Below are 16,447 nucleotides of genomic sequence, written 5' to 3' on the forward strand. Positions count from 1 at the left end.
AATCCCATGGCACGACACACTCTTTCCGTACTCGTCGAAGACGTCCCGGGCGTGCTGACGCGCGTGGCAAGCCTTTTTGCCCGCCGCGCCTTCAACATCCACTCGCTGGCCGTGGGCCCCACGGAGATCACCGGGATTTCCCGCATCACCGTGGTCGTCGACGCCGAGGGCGACCTGCTCGAGCAGGTCACCAAGCAGCTGAACAAACTCATCAACGTCATCAAGATCGTTGAATTGATGCCCGAGGCTTCGGTGCAGCGTGACCATATCCTGGTCAAGGTGCGCGCCGATGCGGCCACCCGCCTGCAGGTCACCCAGGCCGCAGACCTCTTCCGTGCCTCCGTGGTGGACGTGTCAACCGACTCGCTCATCATCGAGGCCACCGGCAACGCCGAGAAGATCCACGCGCTGCTGGCGGTGCTGGAGCCCTTCGGCATCCGCGAGATCGTCCAGGCGGGCACCCTTGCCGTCGGGCGCGGCTCCAAATCGATGTCGGACCGCGCCCTGCGCTCCGTCTCCGCCTAAAACCCCCATTCTTCACACTGATACCAAGGAGAAACCACAGTGACTGAAATGTTCTATGACGACGATGTAGATCTCTCGATCATCCAGGGACGCACCGTCGCCATCATCGGCTACGGCTCCCAGGGCCACGCCCACGCACTGAACCTGCGCGACTCCGGCGTGGACGTGCGCGTCGGCCTGAAGGCCGGCTCCAAGTCGATCGCCAAGGCCGAGGCCGAGGGCCTGCGCGTCCTTTCCGTCGCCGAGGCAGTGGCAGAAGCCGACCTGATCATGATCCTGACCCCGGACCAGGTCCAGCGCCACGTCTACAAGGACGACATCGAAGCCAACCTGCAGCCGGGCGACGCCCTGTTCTTCGGCCACGGCTTCAACATCCGCTACGGCTACATCACCCCGCCGGCAAACGTCGACGTGGCCCTGGTCGCCCCGAAGGCACCGGGCCACACCGTGCGTCGCGAATTCGAAGCCGGCCGCGGCATCCCGGATTTGATCGCAGTGGAGCAGGACTTCACCGGCGGCGCCAAGACCCTGGCCCTGTCCTACGCCAAGGCCATCGGCGGCACCCGCGCCGGCGTCATCGAGACCACCTTCACCGAAGAGACCGAAACCGACCTCTTCGGCGAGCAGGCTGTCCTTTGCGGCGGCGCCTCGCAGCTGATCCAGTACGGCTTCGAGACCCTGACCGAAGCCGGCTACAAGCCGGAGATCGCCTACTTCGAGGTGCTGCACGAGCTCAAGCTCATCGTGGACCTGATGTGGGAGGGCGGCATCGCCAAGCAGCGCTGGAGCGTCTCGGACACCGCCGAGTACGGCGACTACGTCTCGGGCCCGCGCGTGATCACCCCGGAGGTCAAGGAGAACATGAAGGCCGTTCTCGCCGACATCCAGAACGGCAACTTCGCCAAGCGCTTCATCGAGGACCAGGATGCCGGCGCGCCGGAGTTCATGGCACTGCGCAAGAAGGGCGAGGAGCACCCGATCGAAGAGACCGGCCGCGAACTGCGCAAGCTCTTCTCCTGGAAGACCAGCGACGACTACACCGAGGGCTCGGTCGCACGCTAAGGCGAGCCGAACCCATTGGTGGCGGGGTCCCAAAGCCCCGGCTGACCGCATGACGATGCCCGTCCCGACGAAAGTCGGGGCGGGTTTTGTCGTTGGCACAGAAAATGGTGGTGGACAGAGACCAAGGTTAATGATCGTCTATGCGATCGTTGACTCTGTTTGTGATCATTATTGTGACCATAATGTAGGCATGGCACCTACACCGACCTCGCCCAAAACCCGCCGAACCGCCGCCACCATCGGTGACCAGTTGACCACGTGGCGGAAGCTGCAGGGGCTGACCGCGCAACAGGTTGCCGATCGCGCGCGGATCAGTCGAACGACCTTGCGCAAGATCGAGCACGGTTCCCTTGGTGTGGGGTTCGAGGCATTTTTGGATGTTGCACGCGCCCTGGGGCTCTCTCCCCAGCTGACCACCGCGTTCGACCCCTATGAGACCGACATGGGTCGTGCCCGCGCCGATGAAATGTTGCCGCAGCGGGTTCGGGGTCGGCAAGAGAAGCGAAAGCAATAGTTACTGCCGAGAATATGGGCAGGAGCAATGAGCCGTTCGTCAACAGGCGTTCTTCTGCGACGTCTATCGCCGCTCCCGGCGACAAGGTCGGAGTCAGCCGCAACGGACGGGACGTTGCCAAATCCAGTGTCCGGTTGGTCAGGCTCCGAAAAGGGAGCACCGGAACCGGACTCCAGGGGAACCGCGTGGAAGCGCTCCTTCCCAGCTCTCCCGATTCGAACCGGTCGAGCAACGTGGCTGCAACCCGCATGACCCTTGAAAGGGCTACTGCTGGGGAGACGCCTCGCTATCGAATCGACGCGAGGGCCGTTTCTCAACCCGTCGTTTTTGGCCGTCAACGTGCCGGTATGTGGTGCGGCAACGCGCCCCCGGTAGACTCAGTGAGCATGCACGCAAAGCCCCAAATGCCCACGAAAACCATCCACGCCGTCTTCCTCGATGTCGACGGCACCTATGCGGATTACGGGCTGGTCCCGGAGGCCCATGCAAAAGCTGTTCGTGCGGCACGCGAAGCCGGGAACAAGGTATTGCTGTGCACCGGGCGTCCGGTCTCGATGCTCCCGGCACACATCCTCGAAGCCGGGTTCGACGGCTTGGTCGCGAGCGCGGGTGCCTACGTCGAGGTGGCCGGCGAGGTGCTCATGGATCGGCGGTTCCCCGCGGACCTGGCAACCCGGACGCTGGCGGCCCTTGATGCGCATGATGCCATCTACGTCTTGGAGTCCCAGGAATCCTTGCACGTATCCAAGGCCGCCGAGCAAAGGCTGCGGGAAATCATTGAGGATCATTTCAGTCAGACCCCGGACGGCCAGGGGACAGGCTCCGATGCCATCCTGGATGCCTTGACGGCAATTCCCGCCAAACCGGCCTTTGCCAAGGTCTCGGTGTTCGAATCCCCGATCTCCGTGGGCGCCATGGCCCAGGAAATCGGTGAGGACATTGCGGTGGTCGAAAACTCCATCGCCTCGGAGGGGCGCCACTCCGGGGAGCTTTTCCAGCGAGGCATCAGCAAGGCCGACGGAGTCGCCGTGGCCATAGAACGCCTGGACATCAGCCAGGGGGACACCATCGCATTTGGTGACGGGGAAAACGACCTGGAAATGATTGCCTATGCGGGGATCGGCGTTGCCATCGAGGGCTCGCATTCCGGTCTGCTGGCCCTGGCCGACCGCACCGCGCCGCCGCCGAGCCGAGACGGGATTGCCTCGGCTTTCGCGGAGCTTGGGCTTATTTGAAATCGGACTGATGCCCACAAGCCAAGGATCGCCCGACCATCAGGTCGGGCGATCCTTGGCTTAATCGGTTATGTGGCTATTGCGGAATGCATTCATCGGTCCGATGGCTCCCACGAGTATGGGGTGAGTCGCTCGCCGGTGAATCGAGTCAAGTGGGTTCTACTTGGGACCGATGGCACACAGCGGGCGGTTGGAGTTGTTGCCGTTGTTGGAGTTACCGTTCGGGTTGCGCTTCTCGGCTCCCTTGCCGTTGTTGGTTCCGGCATTCTCGGAACGGTTCTCCAGGCACGCGTGGGTGGCTGGAGGTTCCATGCCTGCCTCGGTGACCCACTTGGAGCCCTTGTCGGTCTTGGTGATGGTGAATTCGTCGTAGAGCGCGCCGACCGGCAGGTCGGTGGTGGCGTTGGCCGTCTTCTCGGCAATGTATGAACGGTAGACCATCTTGTCCGCCGAGACGTCAATGACCTGGTAGGTGGTCACGCCGGCACCGCGCAGCACCTGGGTGGCGCCGTTGAGGGTCCAGACGTTCTTCTCGTCGGTTTCCAGGTTGTAGTGCTTGGCCCCTGAGTTGGCCACGGTGTAGACCGGTCCGGTGGTCAGTCCCTCGGTGTCCGTGGCATCCGCGTTGACGTAGCCGCGGGCATAGGTGTGGTCGTGGCCCATGAGGACCAGATCGATGTTGTGCTTTTCGAAGACCGGGACCCAGACCTCGCGCAGGATCGGCTCGTTGCGCCCGGCCGAGGTAGAGAAGACCGGCTGGTGGAAGGTGACGACGTTCCACTTGGATTCGCTGGTTTCCAGCACGTGGTCAAGCCAGGCGCCCTGGAACTCGGTCCAGAGGCGGGCGACCTTGGTTGAGGGGCAGTCGGTTCCGGCGCAGGCCGGAAGGTTGTCCGGGGTCAGGAACGCGGTGTCGCGGGTGGCGTTGATGGTGATGAAGCGGGTGTCCTGGTAGTCGGTGAAGTACACGGTCTCGGCGGCGAACTCGGCCCAGTGGGCAAAGTAGGCGGCGTACTGGCGTGCAACCTCGGTGTCGCCCACGGCGAGCTCTGCCATGGCGCCGATGGTCTCGGTGTCCGGGTTGTTGTGTGGGTATTCGAAGTTGGCCTTCCAGGCGGCAAGCTTCTTGTCTCCGGAGTATTCGTGGTTGCCGGGGGCGGCCATGACGTTGGTGGTTGCCGCGGACTTGGCCATGCCTGAGAACCAATTGAGCCACTGGGTCTCGTTGCTGCCGGTGTCGATCAGGTCGCCGGCGTGGACCGAGCCGATGGAGTTCGGCGCCTTGGCCTCGGCCTGGCGCACGACCTCGGGCCAGGTTGAATCCAGGCCGATCTGTGCATCCCCGTAGTAGATGAACTGGAAGTCCTTGGACTTGGGATCGGCGGTGGAGAATTCGTGCCATTCGCTCCAACTGCCCTCAAGCCCTACCCGGTAGCTGTAGGCGGTCGCGGGGGACAAGCCGTCAACCGTGGCCGAGTAGTGCGGCTTCGGGTTGTTGTTCACCGTGCCGGCCAGGTAGGCATCCACGCTGCGGGTTTGGCCACCTGCGGCCGGGCGGATCTGCACCTGGCCGCTGGTCTGCGAGGCATCCCCGGCGAGCCAGGAGAAGGACTGGGAGGTTTCGGGCGTGGTGGTGGGTGTCAGGATGACGCGAGTGGGTGGTGCGGCAACGGTTTCGCCGACCCTGGCCAGGCGGATGGAGGGGACATCGAGGAAGATGTCCGAGCTGGTCTCGCGGTCCTGGTAGAGGGCAATGGCCACGGTGTTGGTGCCATCCACCAAAAGCTCGGGATCGGCATGGAAGGTGTTGGCCACCGGGTCGCCGTTGCTGGTGCCGGCGTACTCCTGGTTCTTGGTGCCGGTGGCGCGATCGTCAAGGAATCCGGCAACCTTGGTGCCGTTGATCCAGACGGCCAGGGCGTCGTCGTGGACGACGTCACCGATGATGTCGCCGACCTCCGCCGCGACGCCCTGACCGAGTTCGAAGGTGCTGCGGAAGAAGTAGGTGGGGATCGTTGGCGCGGCGGCGCCGTCCAGGTAGTGGTTGAGCAAGGTGGCCGGGGTGTGCGGGCCAACGGCCGAAAGCTTGCCGTTCTTGGCTCCAAAGCTTCCCTTGGCGCTCTTCCACCCGGCATCATCGAATCCTGGGGTGGTCCAGGCGCGCATTGCGCCGGAGCCTGCCGCGGGGTCCGAACCGTCATCGAGGTACTGCCAGGTCGTGTCGGTCGTCGAGACGACCGGGTCGGTGGGAACCGCCGGAGCGGCAAAGGACGGCACGGGTGCGGCAAGCGCACCGCCGAGCACGGCGAGCAGCACGGCCGAGGCAATGCCCCGCTTGTGCCGGCGCGCCGGAGTCTGGGTCTGGGTCATGTTTTCCTTCATGTGGGGATGCGAGAGCCATGCGCGCCTGGGCAAGATCCGCCGTTGCGCAAGTGCTGCCGGTTACGGGCCCCGGGACAATGCCGGTGCACGCATGGAATCCCAACGTATCGATGGCGTATGTCGTTCTGTTCGCGTTCACATGGACGGGCGGTAAACCCCGGGTGACTGGTGGTTCATGGCACCGGACAGCAATGGGCAGTCCGAGGGAAGGTTGATTCCAGTTGCTGTTCCCCTTCCGGGAATATGGGCGGAAAATATCAACTAGATAGAGGTTGGATTGCAACGACGCTAAGGAGGCCATGATGGACAAGGAAATGCCGGACGTCGGGGGAGTGGGCCCGATCGTCGTCGGGGTGCTGCCCAAGCAGCCCCGGCGCGTGGTGCTCGAGGCGAGAACGCTGGCGGAGGGTTTGGGGGCACCGTTGGTCTTTGCCTATGTGGAGATCAACAGCTACCTGGTCGAATGGGAATTGAAGGAAGACATTCGCGGCAACTCCTTGCACCCCCAGGACATCGACGAGGACATGACCGAGGACGCACGGGACATCCTGCGGATCCTGGACAGCGCCATGGCCGGTTCGAAGATTTCCTGGTCTTTCCGCGTGCTGGCCGGGGACCCCGGCAAGGCGCTGGCGCGGCTGGGCAGTGAGCTGCATGCGCGCATGATCGTGGTTGGCACCCGGCACCAGGGCGTGGGCGCCCGGCTGTCGGAACTGCTCAACGGAACAACCGCCCACCGCGTGATCGCCCACCAGAAGCTGCCGGTCGTGGTGATCCCGGTGCACCACGAGGCCCATTGATTCAACGGTCTATCGATTTGTCGGAGTGTTCGGGCCCGTGGCCAGGCTTGCCCTGGGGCCCGAACGCAACAAGGGCATTGCCTGGCCGCAACTTGCTAATGAGAATCATTCTTAGTTATTGTGGCTGGTGTGACTCTCATACTTGTAACTTCGCTTGAAGCCCACGTCCGAGACAAGGCGCTGGACGCATTGGTGGCGACCAATCCGGAGGCAATGGTGGTTCGCCACGACTTGCTCGAGGGCGAACGGGTGCTGCGCCGCGTGTCCCGCGGTGCGGTCGCAGTAGAACGCACCGAAATTGCGCTGGAGCATGGCTGCCTCACCTGCACCGTGAGGCTGGATGTGGTGCCCACGGTCACTCGAGTCCTCGACGCCGCGCCCAGGGACGTTTTCGTGGGACTGCCGCCAAGCGTGAACGCCGGCATGGTGCTGGAGATTCTCGGGCCGCAGTTGGCCCTGCGGAGGACAAACCTTGATTCGGTCTGTGTCGCGCTAGATCCGGCCGCGCTTGAGGACCAGATGTGGGACACCCGCACCCTCTGGCAGGCGGGGCTCAACAGCGTGCAAGACGATGACCGGACCGCTGGGGAATTCCTTGTCAAGGAAATCGCCTTCGCCGACACCGCACTGTTGCTCGAGGGGCTCTTTGCCCACCTCTTTGGGGCCGAGGCACCCGGCTGCCAATCCGGAGGCGAACTGTTCCATCGCGGAGCCCAGCTGCTCGGGGAGCTGGGGCCGCACCTGGCCGTGATCCACCCCGACGAAAAACATGCCTTCAAGGTCCATGAGCTGGATGCTGCTTGCCGGCGCTCGACACCCGGCAACGTCGATGCCCGCAGCACCGGCACTCCCAACGACGGCATGGCCGAGGACGGTCCGTTCGCAACAATTGAATTGCTGGCGGAGCGTCCATTGCACCCGGGGCGGCTCAAGGAGGCGCTGGGCTGGCTGGCCGAGGGATGTGTGTGGTTGCGTGGCACATTGTGGGTCGGCAATTCACCGGAAACCAAGGTGGTGCTTGGCGGTGCCGGCCCATTCGTTTGGCTCGAAAGCCAGGGGACTTGGGACGCAGAAACGGCTCGCACGCATATTGCGCTGACAAGCGACAGCAACGACGCCGTTTATTTGGCGGCCCTCCTTCTCTCCTGCGAGCTCACCGAAGCCGAAATCCTGGGGTCACCGGATTTCGAGGATGCCCTCCGACTCACCGACTTGGCCTGAAACCAAGGCGCTTGCCTTCAACAGATTTTTGCTGGAACACCTACAAAAGGACAAAGAATGAAAGTGCGCAATTCCATCCGCTCGCTGAAGAAGATACCCGGAGCCCAGGTTGTTCGACGCCGTGGCAAGGTCTTTGTCATAAACAAGAAGAACCCCCGAATGAAAGCCCGGCAAGGCTAACGGGAATCGCCATGGGCGCGCTGGTGGTACGTCTTTGAACGACGTATAGGCATCGCGCCCATGCCATTTCATGGGCAAAGCGCAGCGCTTCGGGAGACTGGATGTGCTGCGGGCCGTGGCTCCACCAGTCGGACTTCCTGCACCGCCGGGAAAAGCTTGGACACCGATCTAGCCTCTGGCAGAGCGGGCCACCGACGGTCGCTGACGCACCTGGGCTGCATGACTGCGTGGGCAGTCTGCGGCGCATGTTTTTGGCCAGAACGGATATTTTCATGGAAACCATCCCCGACGTGACGTTATTGGGTACTGTTATGCCTTGATCGTCACCCTCTTTTCCTGGAGTCCACATTGCAGCGTAAACACCTTGGAGTAGCGCTGGCCCTTGCCGTTGCGCTGGTTGGCGGGCCAACCACCATCGCCACCGCACAGCCGCTTGCGCCGCTTGCCTCGGTCGGTATCGCCACCGCCAAGGCGAAGCCGGTCAAACAGACCACGGCCAACCTGACCCTGCGCAAAACTGCCAATGCGAGCTCGGCCTCGTTGCTGGTGATTCCCAAGAACACCAGGCTGACCATCCTCAAGACCAGTGGGATTTGGAATCAGGTCACCTACAAGTCGAAAACGGGCTGGGTGTCGGGCAACTTCCTCAAGCAGGTCGCAGCGGCCAAGGCCAAGGTCTACAACTACACCAAGGCGTTCACCACGGTGAAGGCGAAGGCAGCCGCCTCGTCGGCGAACCTCATGACGATCCACCGCCAGACCAAGGTAGAGGTAATTGGCAAGACAGGGTCCTGGACCAAGGTTGTCGTTTCGGGAAAGACCGGATTCGTTCCCGCCAGCGCCCTGGGCGCTTCGAACCCCGCTGCCGTGTACCGGTGGGTGAACGGCAATCAGCCGGTCTTCCAAACCACCAAGACCACCAGCAAGAAGCTCGGCACGCTCTCGAACAACACCCGGATCCAGTGGCTGCGGACCTCGGGTTCCTGGCAACAGGTGCGGACCACGGCCGGGATTGGCTGGATTCAGTCCAGCAAGCTTTCCACCAAGGCAATCACGCCACCCGCGAAGCCCAAGGTGTACAACTACACCAAGGCCTTCACCGCGGTGAAGGCGAAGGCAGCCGCCTCGTCGGCGAACCTCATGACGATCCACCGCCAGACCAAGGTAGAGGTAATTGGCAAGACCGGGCCCTGGACCAAAGTTGTTGTTTCGGGAAAGACCGGATTCGTTCCCGCCAGCGCCCTGGGCGCTTCGAACCCGGCTGCCGTGTACCGGTGGGTGAACGGCAAGCAGCCGGTCTTCCAAACTACCAAGACCACCAGCAAGAAGCTTGGCACTTTGGTGAACAACACCAGGATCCAGTGGCTGCGGACCTCGGGTTCGTGGCAGCAGGTGCGGACCAGCGCCGGCATTGGCTGGATGCCGTCGAGCAAGCTTTCGAATGCAGCGATCAAGCCTCCGGCAATACCCAAGGTCTACAGCTACGCCAACGCATACACCACGGTGAAGAGTGCGGCCTCTGCTACCTCGGCGAACCTGCTCGCGATCCACCGCCAGACCAGGGTCGAGGTGCTGGGCACAAGTGGTTCCTGGACCAAGATCGTTGTCTCGGGGAAGACCGGATTTGTCCCGTCATCCACGCTGAGCAAGACCAGCCCCTCGGTGATCTATCGGTGGGTCAACGGCAGCCAGCGCGCCTACGCAGGCACGAGCACCACCAGCAAGGCAATCATCACTATGCCGATGAACTCGAAGGTACAGTGGCTGCGGACCTCGGGTTCCTGGCAGCAGGTGCGGACCAGCGCCGGTATTGGCTGGATGGAATCCAAGGGCTTGTCCACGAAGGTGAACCAGGTTCTGCCTTCCAAGCCACCGGTTACCTTCAACAGCCCGCGCTGGGCCACAGCCAATGTCAATCTCCGCTCGGGCCCCGGAACCAACCACGGCATTATTAAAGTGGTTTCCAAGGGGGAGCGGGTCATGTTCGGTACGTCCTCCGGCGGCTGGGCCAACATTGAGGTGGGTGGACGAACAGGTTGGGTCAGCGCCGACTACTTGGCAACCTCGGCACCCAAGCCGCCTGCCCCCAAACCCGATGAAATCACCTTCAGCTCCCCGCGCTGGACCACCGCAAACCTGAACCTGCGCTCGGGAGCCGGAACCAACCATGACGCCATTGGCGTCGTCCCCGTGGGGGAGAGAGTGCTTCTTGGCCGCTCCTCGGGTGGCTGGGCCAACGTCAAGACCAGCAAGGGCACGGGTTGGGTGAGCGTGCTGTACCTCGCCACCTCGGCCCCGCCGCCGAAGCCAGTCACCCAGTACCGCTGGGCCACGGGAACCGTCAACGTGCGCGCGGGCAGTTCCACTATTTACCCGGTTATGGGCCAAATCCAGCCAGGCGAACAGGTGACCTACCTGGATTCCCGGGACAAGTGGGCGCGAGTGATTTCCCGCCACGGCACCGGGTGGATCTCCGAGGCATTCCTGACCAAGACTCCGCTGGCCCCGCTACAGCCGGAGACCGAGGCCATCATGAATGCGGTCAAGTCCAGGTTCGGGGATTATGTGTCTTCATACGGTGGCGTCCGCCCGGGTTCCTTTGGACACAGCCAAGGCCTGGCCACGGATATCATGATCAAGAACTACAAGACCGCCCAGGGCATCAGGAACGGCGACGAGATTGCCAATTTCCTGATCGCCAACCGGGAATCCTTGCGTGTCAGGTACCTGATCTGGCAGGACAAGATCTGGCTGGGTCCGGCAAAGGGTTGGGAAGAATACTCGACGTCCGGGAAGTACGGCCAACAGTTCACCAACAACTGGAACGACACGACCAGGCACCTGGACCACATCCATGCCGAGACCTATGCCAAGTAGCCGCAGGTGGAAGATGCCCGCCAAATAATCCATCGAGGCACCGGAACGATTCCGGGTCATCCCGCGCGGGTGTTGAGTTCGCGCAGGATGGCCGACTGGATCAGGCGCTTGCGGATCTTGAGATTGATGGGCCGACCGGCCATCAGCATGCCGTAGGCGATCTTCTCGACCTTGCGCTCGGCCCGGCCGATGATGTTGTCGATCTCGCTGGCGGGCAAGGACTCGATGTAGTCCCAAATGAGTTGTTCGTGGGCAGAACTGTCGCGTGAACCGGTGAATTCGTTTGCAGACACGGCACGCCTCCTGCTTCCAGTGTGGCATTGGAAGCGGAAACGCGCCATCATGTTGAGCCGCTGAGGAGGGGCTTGAAGGGAGCCTGCGGCCAAGCCTTGTAGAATCATTGATGGTGTTTAGCGGTATTGGCTCGTGTCCATTTCACCGAGCGGACTCCGCATGGGGAACGTGCCCGCTATTCCACCACCGATGCTATTGATAGGACCACACCAGCATGAGCTTGATCCGGCTAAACGATGTCAGCGTTCGATTCGAAAACAACCAAATCCTGCGCGAGGCATTCTTCAAGCTTGAGACGGGGGACCGGGTAGGGCTCATTGGGCGGAACGGCTCGGGCAAGTCGACCCTGCTGAAGCTGGTCCTGGACCAGGTATCCCCGGACACCGGCACGGTGGCCGTGGAACTCGGAACGAAGATCGGCTACTTCTCCCAGTTCTCCGAGCTCAACGGTGCCGCCACCATCTCCGAGGTGCTGAACGAGCTCTTTGTCGAGGTCAAGGCCATCGAAGCGGAACTCGCCGAGATCGATGAGGCCATTGCAGCAGATCCAAAGGCCGATGAGATGGAACGATTGATCCATCGCCAGTCGGAGCTCTTCGAATCCATGGATCGATTGGATGGCTGGGACTACCCACGCACCATTGACACGGTGCTCACCAAACTCGGCTTCGACGAAGCCCACCGCATTTGCCCCATTGACTCCCTGTCCGGCGGCTGGCGCAACCGTGCCGCTCTGGCCAAGATCCTCCTCGAGGACCCGGACGTGCTCCTGCTGGATGAGCCGACCAACTTCCTCGACGTTGCAGGCGTCGAATGGTTGGAGAACTGGTTCAAGTCCTTCCAAGGTGCGGCGATCATCGTCTCTCACGATCGCAAGTTCCTGGACTCGGTGGTCACGAGGATCGTTGAGGTCGAGAACTTCCACCTCCACGAATACCCGGGAAACTTTGCCCAGTACGTGGTGGCCAAGCAGTTCAAGCTCAAGACCCTCGAATCCCAGTTCGTCCACGAGTCCGAGCTGTTGGCCTTCGAAGCCGAGGGCATCTCGGACCGCCGCGAGGCAGCCAAGGCCGCCAGCAAGGGGCTGGACAACAAGCTTTCGAAGATCAAGAAGTCGCGGGCCCCGCGCCCGGTGGACAAGATCATCACCGAGATCTACGGCGGCCTGCACATCAAGGACACCCTCTGCCGGGTGGAGGGCCTGTCCAAGTCCTACGGGGAGAAGACGCTCTTCACCGATCTCAGCTTCGAGGTGCGCCGCGGCAACCGCCTGGTGATCCTCGGTGCCAACGGCAGTGGCAAGTCCACTTTGCTGCGCGTGCTGACCGAGGAGGAAAAACAGGATTCGGGCTACGTCACCTGGACCAAGGGCGCCGCAGTCGTTTCCTACAACCAGATCCTTGAGGAACTGGATAACGAGGACACCGTGACCCACGCGGTCAACGCCATGCCTAATTCCTTGGCCCTCACCGCCACCAAGAAATCGGTCAATCGCTTCCTGGCCATGTTCCAGTTCTCCGAGGCCGACTTGAAGAACCGCATTGGCAATCTCTCCGGCGGTCAGCGTTCTCGCGTGGCCATGGCCATGTGCCTGCTCTCAGGAGCCTCGGTGCTGGTGCTGGATGAGCCCACGAACCACCTGGACATGTCCAGCACCCAGGTCATGGAACGGGCGCTGCTGCACTTCCCGGGCGCCGTGGTGGTGGTCAGCCACGACCGCTTCTTCACCGAGAAGATCGCTAACCACTATCTGGTGTTCGGGGCCGAGCACGCGAAGCCTGGTGAAGTTGCGGTCCGCGGGGCCTAATCACCTTCCTGTAATTTCGCCTTTGGTTTCGGGTATTGGATGTGGAGGGGCTCGCATGAGGTAACGAAAGTCGAGGAAGACAAAATGCTGTCAGGAAGTTTTGGATACAGACTGCGTGGTTGTGTGAGTGGTGCGAGAAATATCCCCACCGAGCACCCTCACTCCCTGCCCTCGGGAAAACGAAAAACAGATTATGTTGACCCGCTTGGTCCGGGGAGACACGAGCTTCCACGTAAACCCAAAACCTGTGAAGATATTCACAAAAGACCGGGACTGTGCCGTAACATCAAGCCGTCGAGCCGGGATTATGACGTGCTGGGCGATATTCTGGGCATTCTGGTTCGGTCGATCCCGGACCATGCATCCAGCCCACTGAAATAGCAAAGGTGCCACCCCGTGTCTGTAAACAAGCCAGTCGTCCTTTTAGCCGAAGAACTCTCGCCCGCAACCATTGCGGCCTTGGGTCCCGATTTCGAGATTCGGCAGACAGACGGTGCGGACCGCTCACTGCTGTTGGCTGCGATTGCTGACGTGGATGCCATCCTCGTGCGCTCAGCCACCCAGGTCGATGCAGAGGCCATTGCCGCGGCCAAGAACCTGAAAATCATTGCACGTGCCGGTGTCGGCCTGGACAACGTTGACATCAAGGCCGCTACCCAGGCCGGTGTCATGGTCGTGAACGCCCCGACCTCCAACATCATTTCCGCCGCGGAGCTGACCGTGGGTCACATCGTTTCCCTGGCCCGCCGCATTCCGGCAGCCAACGCCTCGCTGAAGGCCGGTGCCTGGAAGCGCAGCTCCTACACCGGTGTCGAGCTTTTTGAGAAGAAGGCCGGCATCATTGGCCTGGGCCGCATTGGCGCCCTCGTGGCCGCACGCCTGCAGGGCTTTGGCATGGAAATCCTTGCCTACGACCCCTACATCACCCCGGCACGCGCCCAGCAGCTCGGAGTCACCCTGGTGGAGCTGGATGAACTACTGGCCCAGTCGGACTTCGTCACCATCCATATGCCCAAGACTCCGGAAACAATTGGCATGCTTGGCAAGGATGCTTTTGCCAAGATGAAGAACTCCGCCTATGTGATCAATGTGGCCCGTGGTGGCCTAGTTGACCAGGATGCCCTGTACACGGCGTTGAAGAACGAGGAAATCGCCGGAGCCGGCATTGACGTCTTCGTCCAGGAACCGAGCACGGATCTTCCGTTCTTTGAATTCGAGAATGTCACGGTCACCCCGCACTTGGGCGCCTCGACTGACGAAGCCCAGGAAAAGGCCGGCGTATCCGTGGCCAAGTCCGTTCGCCTGGCGCTTGCCGGCGAGCTGGTTCCCGACGCAGTCAACGTTGCAGGTGGCGTCATTGACGAAAACGTCCGCCCGGGCATCCCCCTGATCGAGAAGTTGGGTCGCATCTTCAATGCGCTGACCGTTGGCTCCCTGACCAGTATCGACGTGGTCGTTTCCGGCGAGATCGCTTCCTTGGATGTGAAGGCACTGGAACTTTCGGCACTCAAGGGTGTATTCATGGATGTCGTCTCCGACCAGGTCTCCTACGTCAACGCCCCGGTGCTGGCCGAACAGCGCGGTGTGGCCACCCGATTGGTGACCACCCCTGATTCACCCGAATACCGCAACCTGCTGACTGTCAAGGGCGCCTCTACCGAGGGCACACAGCTTTCAGTGGCAGGAACCCTGACCGGCCCGAAGCAGATCGAGAAGCTCGTTGGCATCAATGGCTACGAAATCGAGATCCCGATCACCGACCACATGATCGTGCTGCGATATACAGACCGCCCGGGTGTCATTGGTACCTTGGGCAACGTCTTGGGTGAGCAGGGTGTGAACATTGCCGGCATGCAGGTTGCCCGCAAGGAAGAACGCGGCGAGGCAGTTGCAGTGCTCGCCATTGACTCTGCTCTGCCGGCCGGAGTGCTGGACATCGTTCGTGCCGCCATTGGCGCCGCTGTCGCGCGGGAAATTAATCTGTCGGAATAGTGTTCAACTGGTCATGTAAAGTCAATATTTGTATATTGAAGCTGCCTGTATGCAGGGAATGATCACGAGGTGAGCCCCAAAGCAGGGATGCTGCGAGGCGCACCATCCCTGCTATGGGGCATTAATTCGATTTTTTAAATTAATTATTTAATGTGTAACAAATATGGGGTATAAATTGGTTTCTGCTCGAAAGATAAATAAGAAATACATCGCATTCTGGATAATTCTTATACTTTTGGTGTGCGCTGCATCTGCTAGCGCATTAGTCGCCCAGTGGGGTCTGAGTATTGTGTTCACCGCGGTTCTAACGGCAGCTGCTTTATCTATGCTGGTGGTTGTGATGAGTGATTCCCGCTCGTTGAATGCTAAATCGATCAAGTTGATTAGTTTTATTCAAACACAAGAAGGTCAATATAGAGACGTTAAGCGCTCACAGCAGGCAGTAGAGCAAGCCTTAGACAGATTGACATCTGATACAAAGAATATACTTTTCAATGTCGCGACTTTGTCTGACAGATCGAATAGCTTGAATCGAAATTTCGATCAGTTTGAACGACGTGCTGATACGTCGGCGATTGCCTTTAGCGATAGACTGGGAAGCCTTCAGTCTAGGTTTGAAGAACTACGTGGAGATTCTTCGCGACATACTACTGATGTCAATGAAATTTGGCGCAAATATTTTGAGGCTTTTGATCAATCTCTGCGAGAAATTACTGCAGCGGACGGTCCATTGGAGAGAATCTTAATGGGCGTCAGACGATTGACGAATCTTTCTCGCGCCGAACACTTGGAAATTAACGATAAAATCAAAGCACTGGAGATAGGTTCGGCGGAAATTGAACGAATTGTCGACACTTCAATTAAGACATCGATGGTTCAGGTTCGTAATCGGATGGCCCGGCATGTGACCGACACTGTTCTTGAAGGGACGAAGCAAACGGAGATTCTGCTTCAACTGCTGCCGCGACTGAAAGACGTCGAGAAGTTGCTTCCGTCGACGGGAGGGTACGCGATGGACGCACAGGCGCTATTGCATCTCGTAAATCTCCTAGAAGCGCGAAAGCCAAAATTTATTCTCGAACTTGGTGGGGGAACATCGACCATCTGGATGGGGCATATTTGTCGCCAATTTGGTACAAAGATTATTTCCGTCGACCACCTAGAGGATTACCTTGATGCGACTCGGGCAGCTGTCATCCGCCACGGTCTCGAAGACATTGTAGATTGTCGGCACGCTCCTCTCGAAAAGATAGTCGTCGACGGACGCGAGTATGACTGGTATAGCAAGACAGGTTTCAGTGGCATCGATGGGATTGATTTCTTGCTAATCGATGGCCCCCCTGAATCAACTGGGCCTGAGGCGCGGTATCCTGCCGTACCGGTCCTGAGCGAACTTCTTGCCCCAGAGGCGTTAATCGTTCTCGATGATACCCACCGAGGAACTGAGAAAAACATCTTGATTTCTTGGAAAGAAAATGCCAACAATTTACGCATCGTGGACAGTGGCGTAAGCCGTCTCGGGGTTTTAGAGAAATTCTGAAAAGTGGCTATCCATCTC

General features: G+C 60.5%; 13 protein-coding genes. 11 read left to right on the forward strand and 2 right to left on the reverse strand.

Annotation, left to right across the window (positions count from 1 at the left end):
• The first annotated feature begins 6 nt into the window (after positions 1-6).
• The 4 genes from ilvN to JOF46_RS11615 all read left to right on the forward strand — a co-directional run bounded on the left by ilvN (position 7) and on the right by JOF46_RS11615 (position 3,336).
• The gene (gene ilvN, locus JOF46_RS11600; RefSeq protein WP_209907429.1) at positions 7-525 is read left to right on the forward strand and encodes an acetolactate synthase small subunit; all 519 of its coding nucleotides are present in this window, start codon (positions 7-9) and stop codon (positions 523-525) included.
• A 39-nt stretch (positions 526-564) separates the two neighbouring features.
• On the forward strand, positions 565-1,587 hold the full coding sequence (gene ilvC / locus JOF46_RS11605) for a ketol-acid reductoisomerase (RefSeq protein WP_209907430.1): 1,023 nt from the start codon (positions 565-567) through the stop codon (positions 1,585-1,587).
• 49 nt (positions 1,588-1,636) lie between these two features.
• Positions 1,637-2,101 carry a helix-turn-helix domain-containing protein gene (locus JOF46_RS11610; RefSeq protein WP_245348102.1) on the forward strand — a complete coding sequence of 155 codons (465 nt, stop codon included), beginning with the start codon at positions 1,637-1,639 and terminating at the stop codon, positions 2,099-2,101.
• Between the two features lie 404 nt (positions 2,102-2,505).
• Positions 2,506-3,336: an HAD-IIB family hydrolase gene (locus tag JOF46_RS11615; protein ID WP_209907431.1), complete on the forward strand. Its 831-nt coding sequence runs from the start codon at positions 2,506-2,508 to the stop codon at positions 3,334-3,336.
• A 159-nt stretch (positions 3,337-3,495) separates the two neighbouring features.
• Here JOF46_RS11615 and JOF46_RS11620 read toward each other — a convergent pair whose 3' ends face one another.
• Positions 3,496-5,706 (reverse strand): purple acid phosphatase family protein, encoded by a 2,211-nt coding sequence (locus tag JOF46_RS11620; protein ID WP_209907432.1) that lies wholly within the window; start codon positions 5,704-5,706, stop codon positions 3,496-3,498.
• Between the two features lie 314 nt (positions 5,707-6,020).
• Here JOF46_RS11620 and JOF46_RS11625 point away from each other — a divergent pair, with 314 nt between their 5' ends.
• The 4 genes from JOF46_RS11625 to JOF46_RS11640 all read left to right on the forward strand — a co-directional run bounded on the left by JOF46_RS11625 (position 6,021) and on the right by JOF46_RS11640 (position 10,796).
• Positions 6,021-6,518 carry a universal stress protein gene (locus JOF46_RS11625; protein ID WP_209907433.1) on the forward strand — a complete coding sequence of 166 codons (498 nt, stop codon included), beginning with the start codon at positions 6,021-6,023 and terminating at the stop codon, positions 6,516-6,518.
• A 129-nt stretch (positions 6,519-6,647) separates the two neighbouring features.
• Entirely contained in the window at positions 6,648-7,739 is a 1,092-nt protein-coding gene (locus JOF46_RS22735; RefSeq protein WP_209907434.1) for a GTP-binding protein, read from the forward strand.
• A gap of 57 nt (positions 7,740-7,796) precedes the next feature.
• Positions 7,797-7,919, forward strand: coding sequence for a type B 50S ribosomal protein L36 (gene ykgO, locus JOF46_RS11635; protein ID WP_071216524.1), 123 nt, complete (start codon positions 7,797-7,799; stop codon positions 7,917-7,919).
• A gap of 348 nt (positions 7,920-8,267) precedes the next feature.
• A complete protein-coding gene (locus JOF46_RS11640; protein WP_209907435.1) occupies positions 8,268-10,796 on the forward strand; it encodes an SH3 domain-containing protein in 2,529 nt (842 codons plus the stop codon).
• Positions 10,797-10,852: 56 nt separating this feature from the next.
• Here the strand turns inward: JOF46_RS11640 and JOF46_RS11645 are convergent, their stop codons facing one another.
• The gene (locus JOF46_RS11645) at positions 10,853-11,089 is read right to left on the reverse strand and encodes a hypothetical protein (RefSeq protein ID WP_209907436.1); all 237 of its coding nucleotides are present in this window, start codon (positions 11,087-11,089) and stop codon (positions 10,853-10,855) included.
• A 215-nt stretch (positions 11,090-11,304) separates the two neighbouring features.
• Between JOF46_RS11645 and JOF46_RS11650 the strand changes: the two genes are divergently transcribed.
• From JOF46_RS11650 to JOF46_RS11660, 3 genes are all read left to right on the forward strand, one after another.
• Positions 11,305-12,897, forward strand: a complete 1,593-nt coding sequence (locus tag JOF46_RS11650; protein ID WP_209907437.1) for an ABC-F family ATP-binding cassette domain-containing protein — start codon at positions 11,305-11,307, stop codon at positions 12,895-12,897.
• Positions 12,898-13,293: 396 nt separating this feature from the next.
• A complete protein-coding gene (gene serA, locus JOF46_RS11655) occupies positions 13,294-14,889 on the forward strand; it encodes a phosphoglycerate dehydrogenase (protein WP_209907438.1) in 1,596 nt (531 codons plus the stop codon).
• 340 nt (positions 14,890-15,229) lie between these two features.
• The gene (locus tag JOF46_RS11660) at positions 15,230-16,429 is read left to right on the forward strand and encodes an O-methyltransferase (RefSeq protein WP_209907439.1); all 1,200 of its coding nucleotides are present in this window, start codon (positions 15,230-15,232) and stop codon (positions 16,427-16,429) included.
• The last annotated feature ends 18 nt before the right edge of the window (positions 16,430-16,447 follow it).

Source organism: Paeniglutamicibacter psychrophenolicus (genome assembly GCF_017876575.1).
Taxonomy (GTDB): Bacteria; Actinomycetota; Actinomycetes; order Actinomycetales; family Micrococcaceae; genus Paeniglutamicibacter; species Paeniglutamicibacter psychrophenolicus.

What these genes read in the sequence shown, in the direction of transcription:
- ilvN (WP_209907429.1), top strand. Translation starts at nt 7, where the DNA reads ATGGCACGACACACTCTTTCCGTACTCGTCGAAGACGTCCCGGGCGTG.
- JOF46_RS11610 (WP_245348102.1), top strand. Translation starts at nt 1,637, where the DNA reads ATGACGATGCCCGTCCCGACGAAAGTCGGGGCGGGTTTTGTCGTTGGC.
- JOF46_RS11615 (WP_209907431.1), top strand. Translation starts at nt 2,506, where the DNA reads ATGCCCACGAAAACCATCCACGCCGTCTTCCTCGATGTCGACGGCACC.
- JOF46_RS11620 (WP_209907432.1), bottom strand. Translation starts at nt 5,706, where the DNA reads ATGACCCAGACCCAGACTCCGGCGCGCCGGCACAAGCGGGGCATTGCC.
- JOF46_RS11625 (WP_209907433.1), top strand. Translation starts at nt 6,021, where the DNA reads ATGGACAAGGAAATGCCGGACGTCGGGGGAGTGGGCCCGATCGTCGTC.
- ykgO (WP_071216524.1), top strand. Translation starts at nt 7,797, where the DNA reads ATGAAAGTGCGCAATTCCATCCGCTCGCTGAAGAAGATACCCGGAGCC.
- JOF46_RS11650 (WP_209907437.1), top strand. Translation starts at nt 11,305, where the DNA reads ATGAGCTTGATCCGGCTAAACGATGTCAGCGTTCGATTCGAAAACAAC.
- JOF46_RS11660 (WP_209907439.1), top strand. Translation starts at nt 15,230, where the DNA reads ATGAGTGATTCCCGCTCGTTGAATGCTAAATCGATCAAGTTGATTAGT.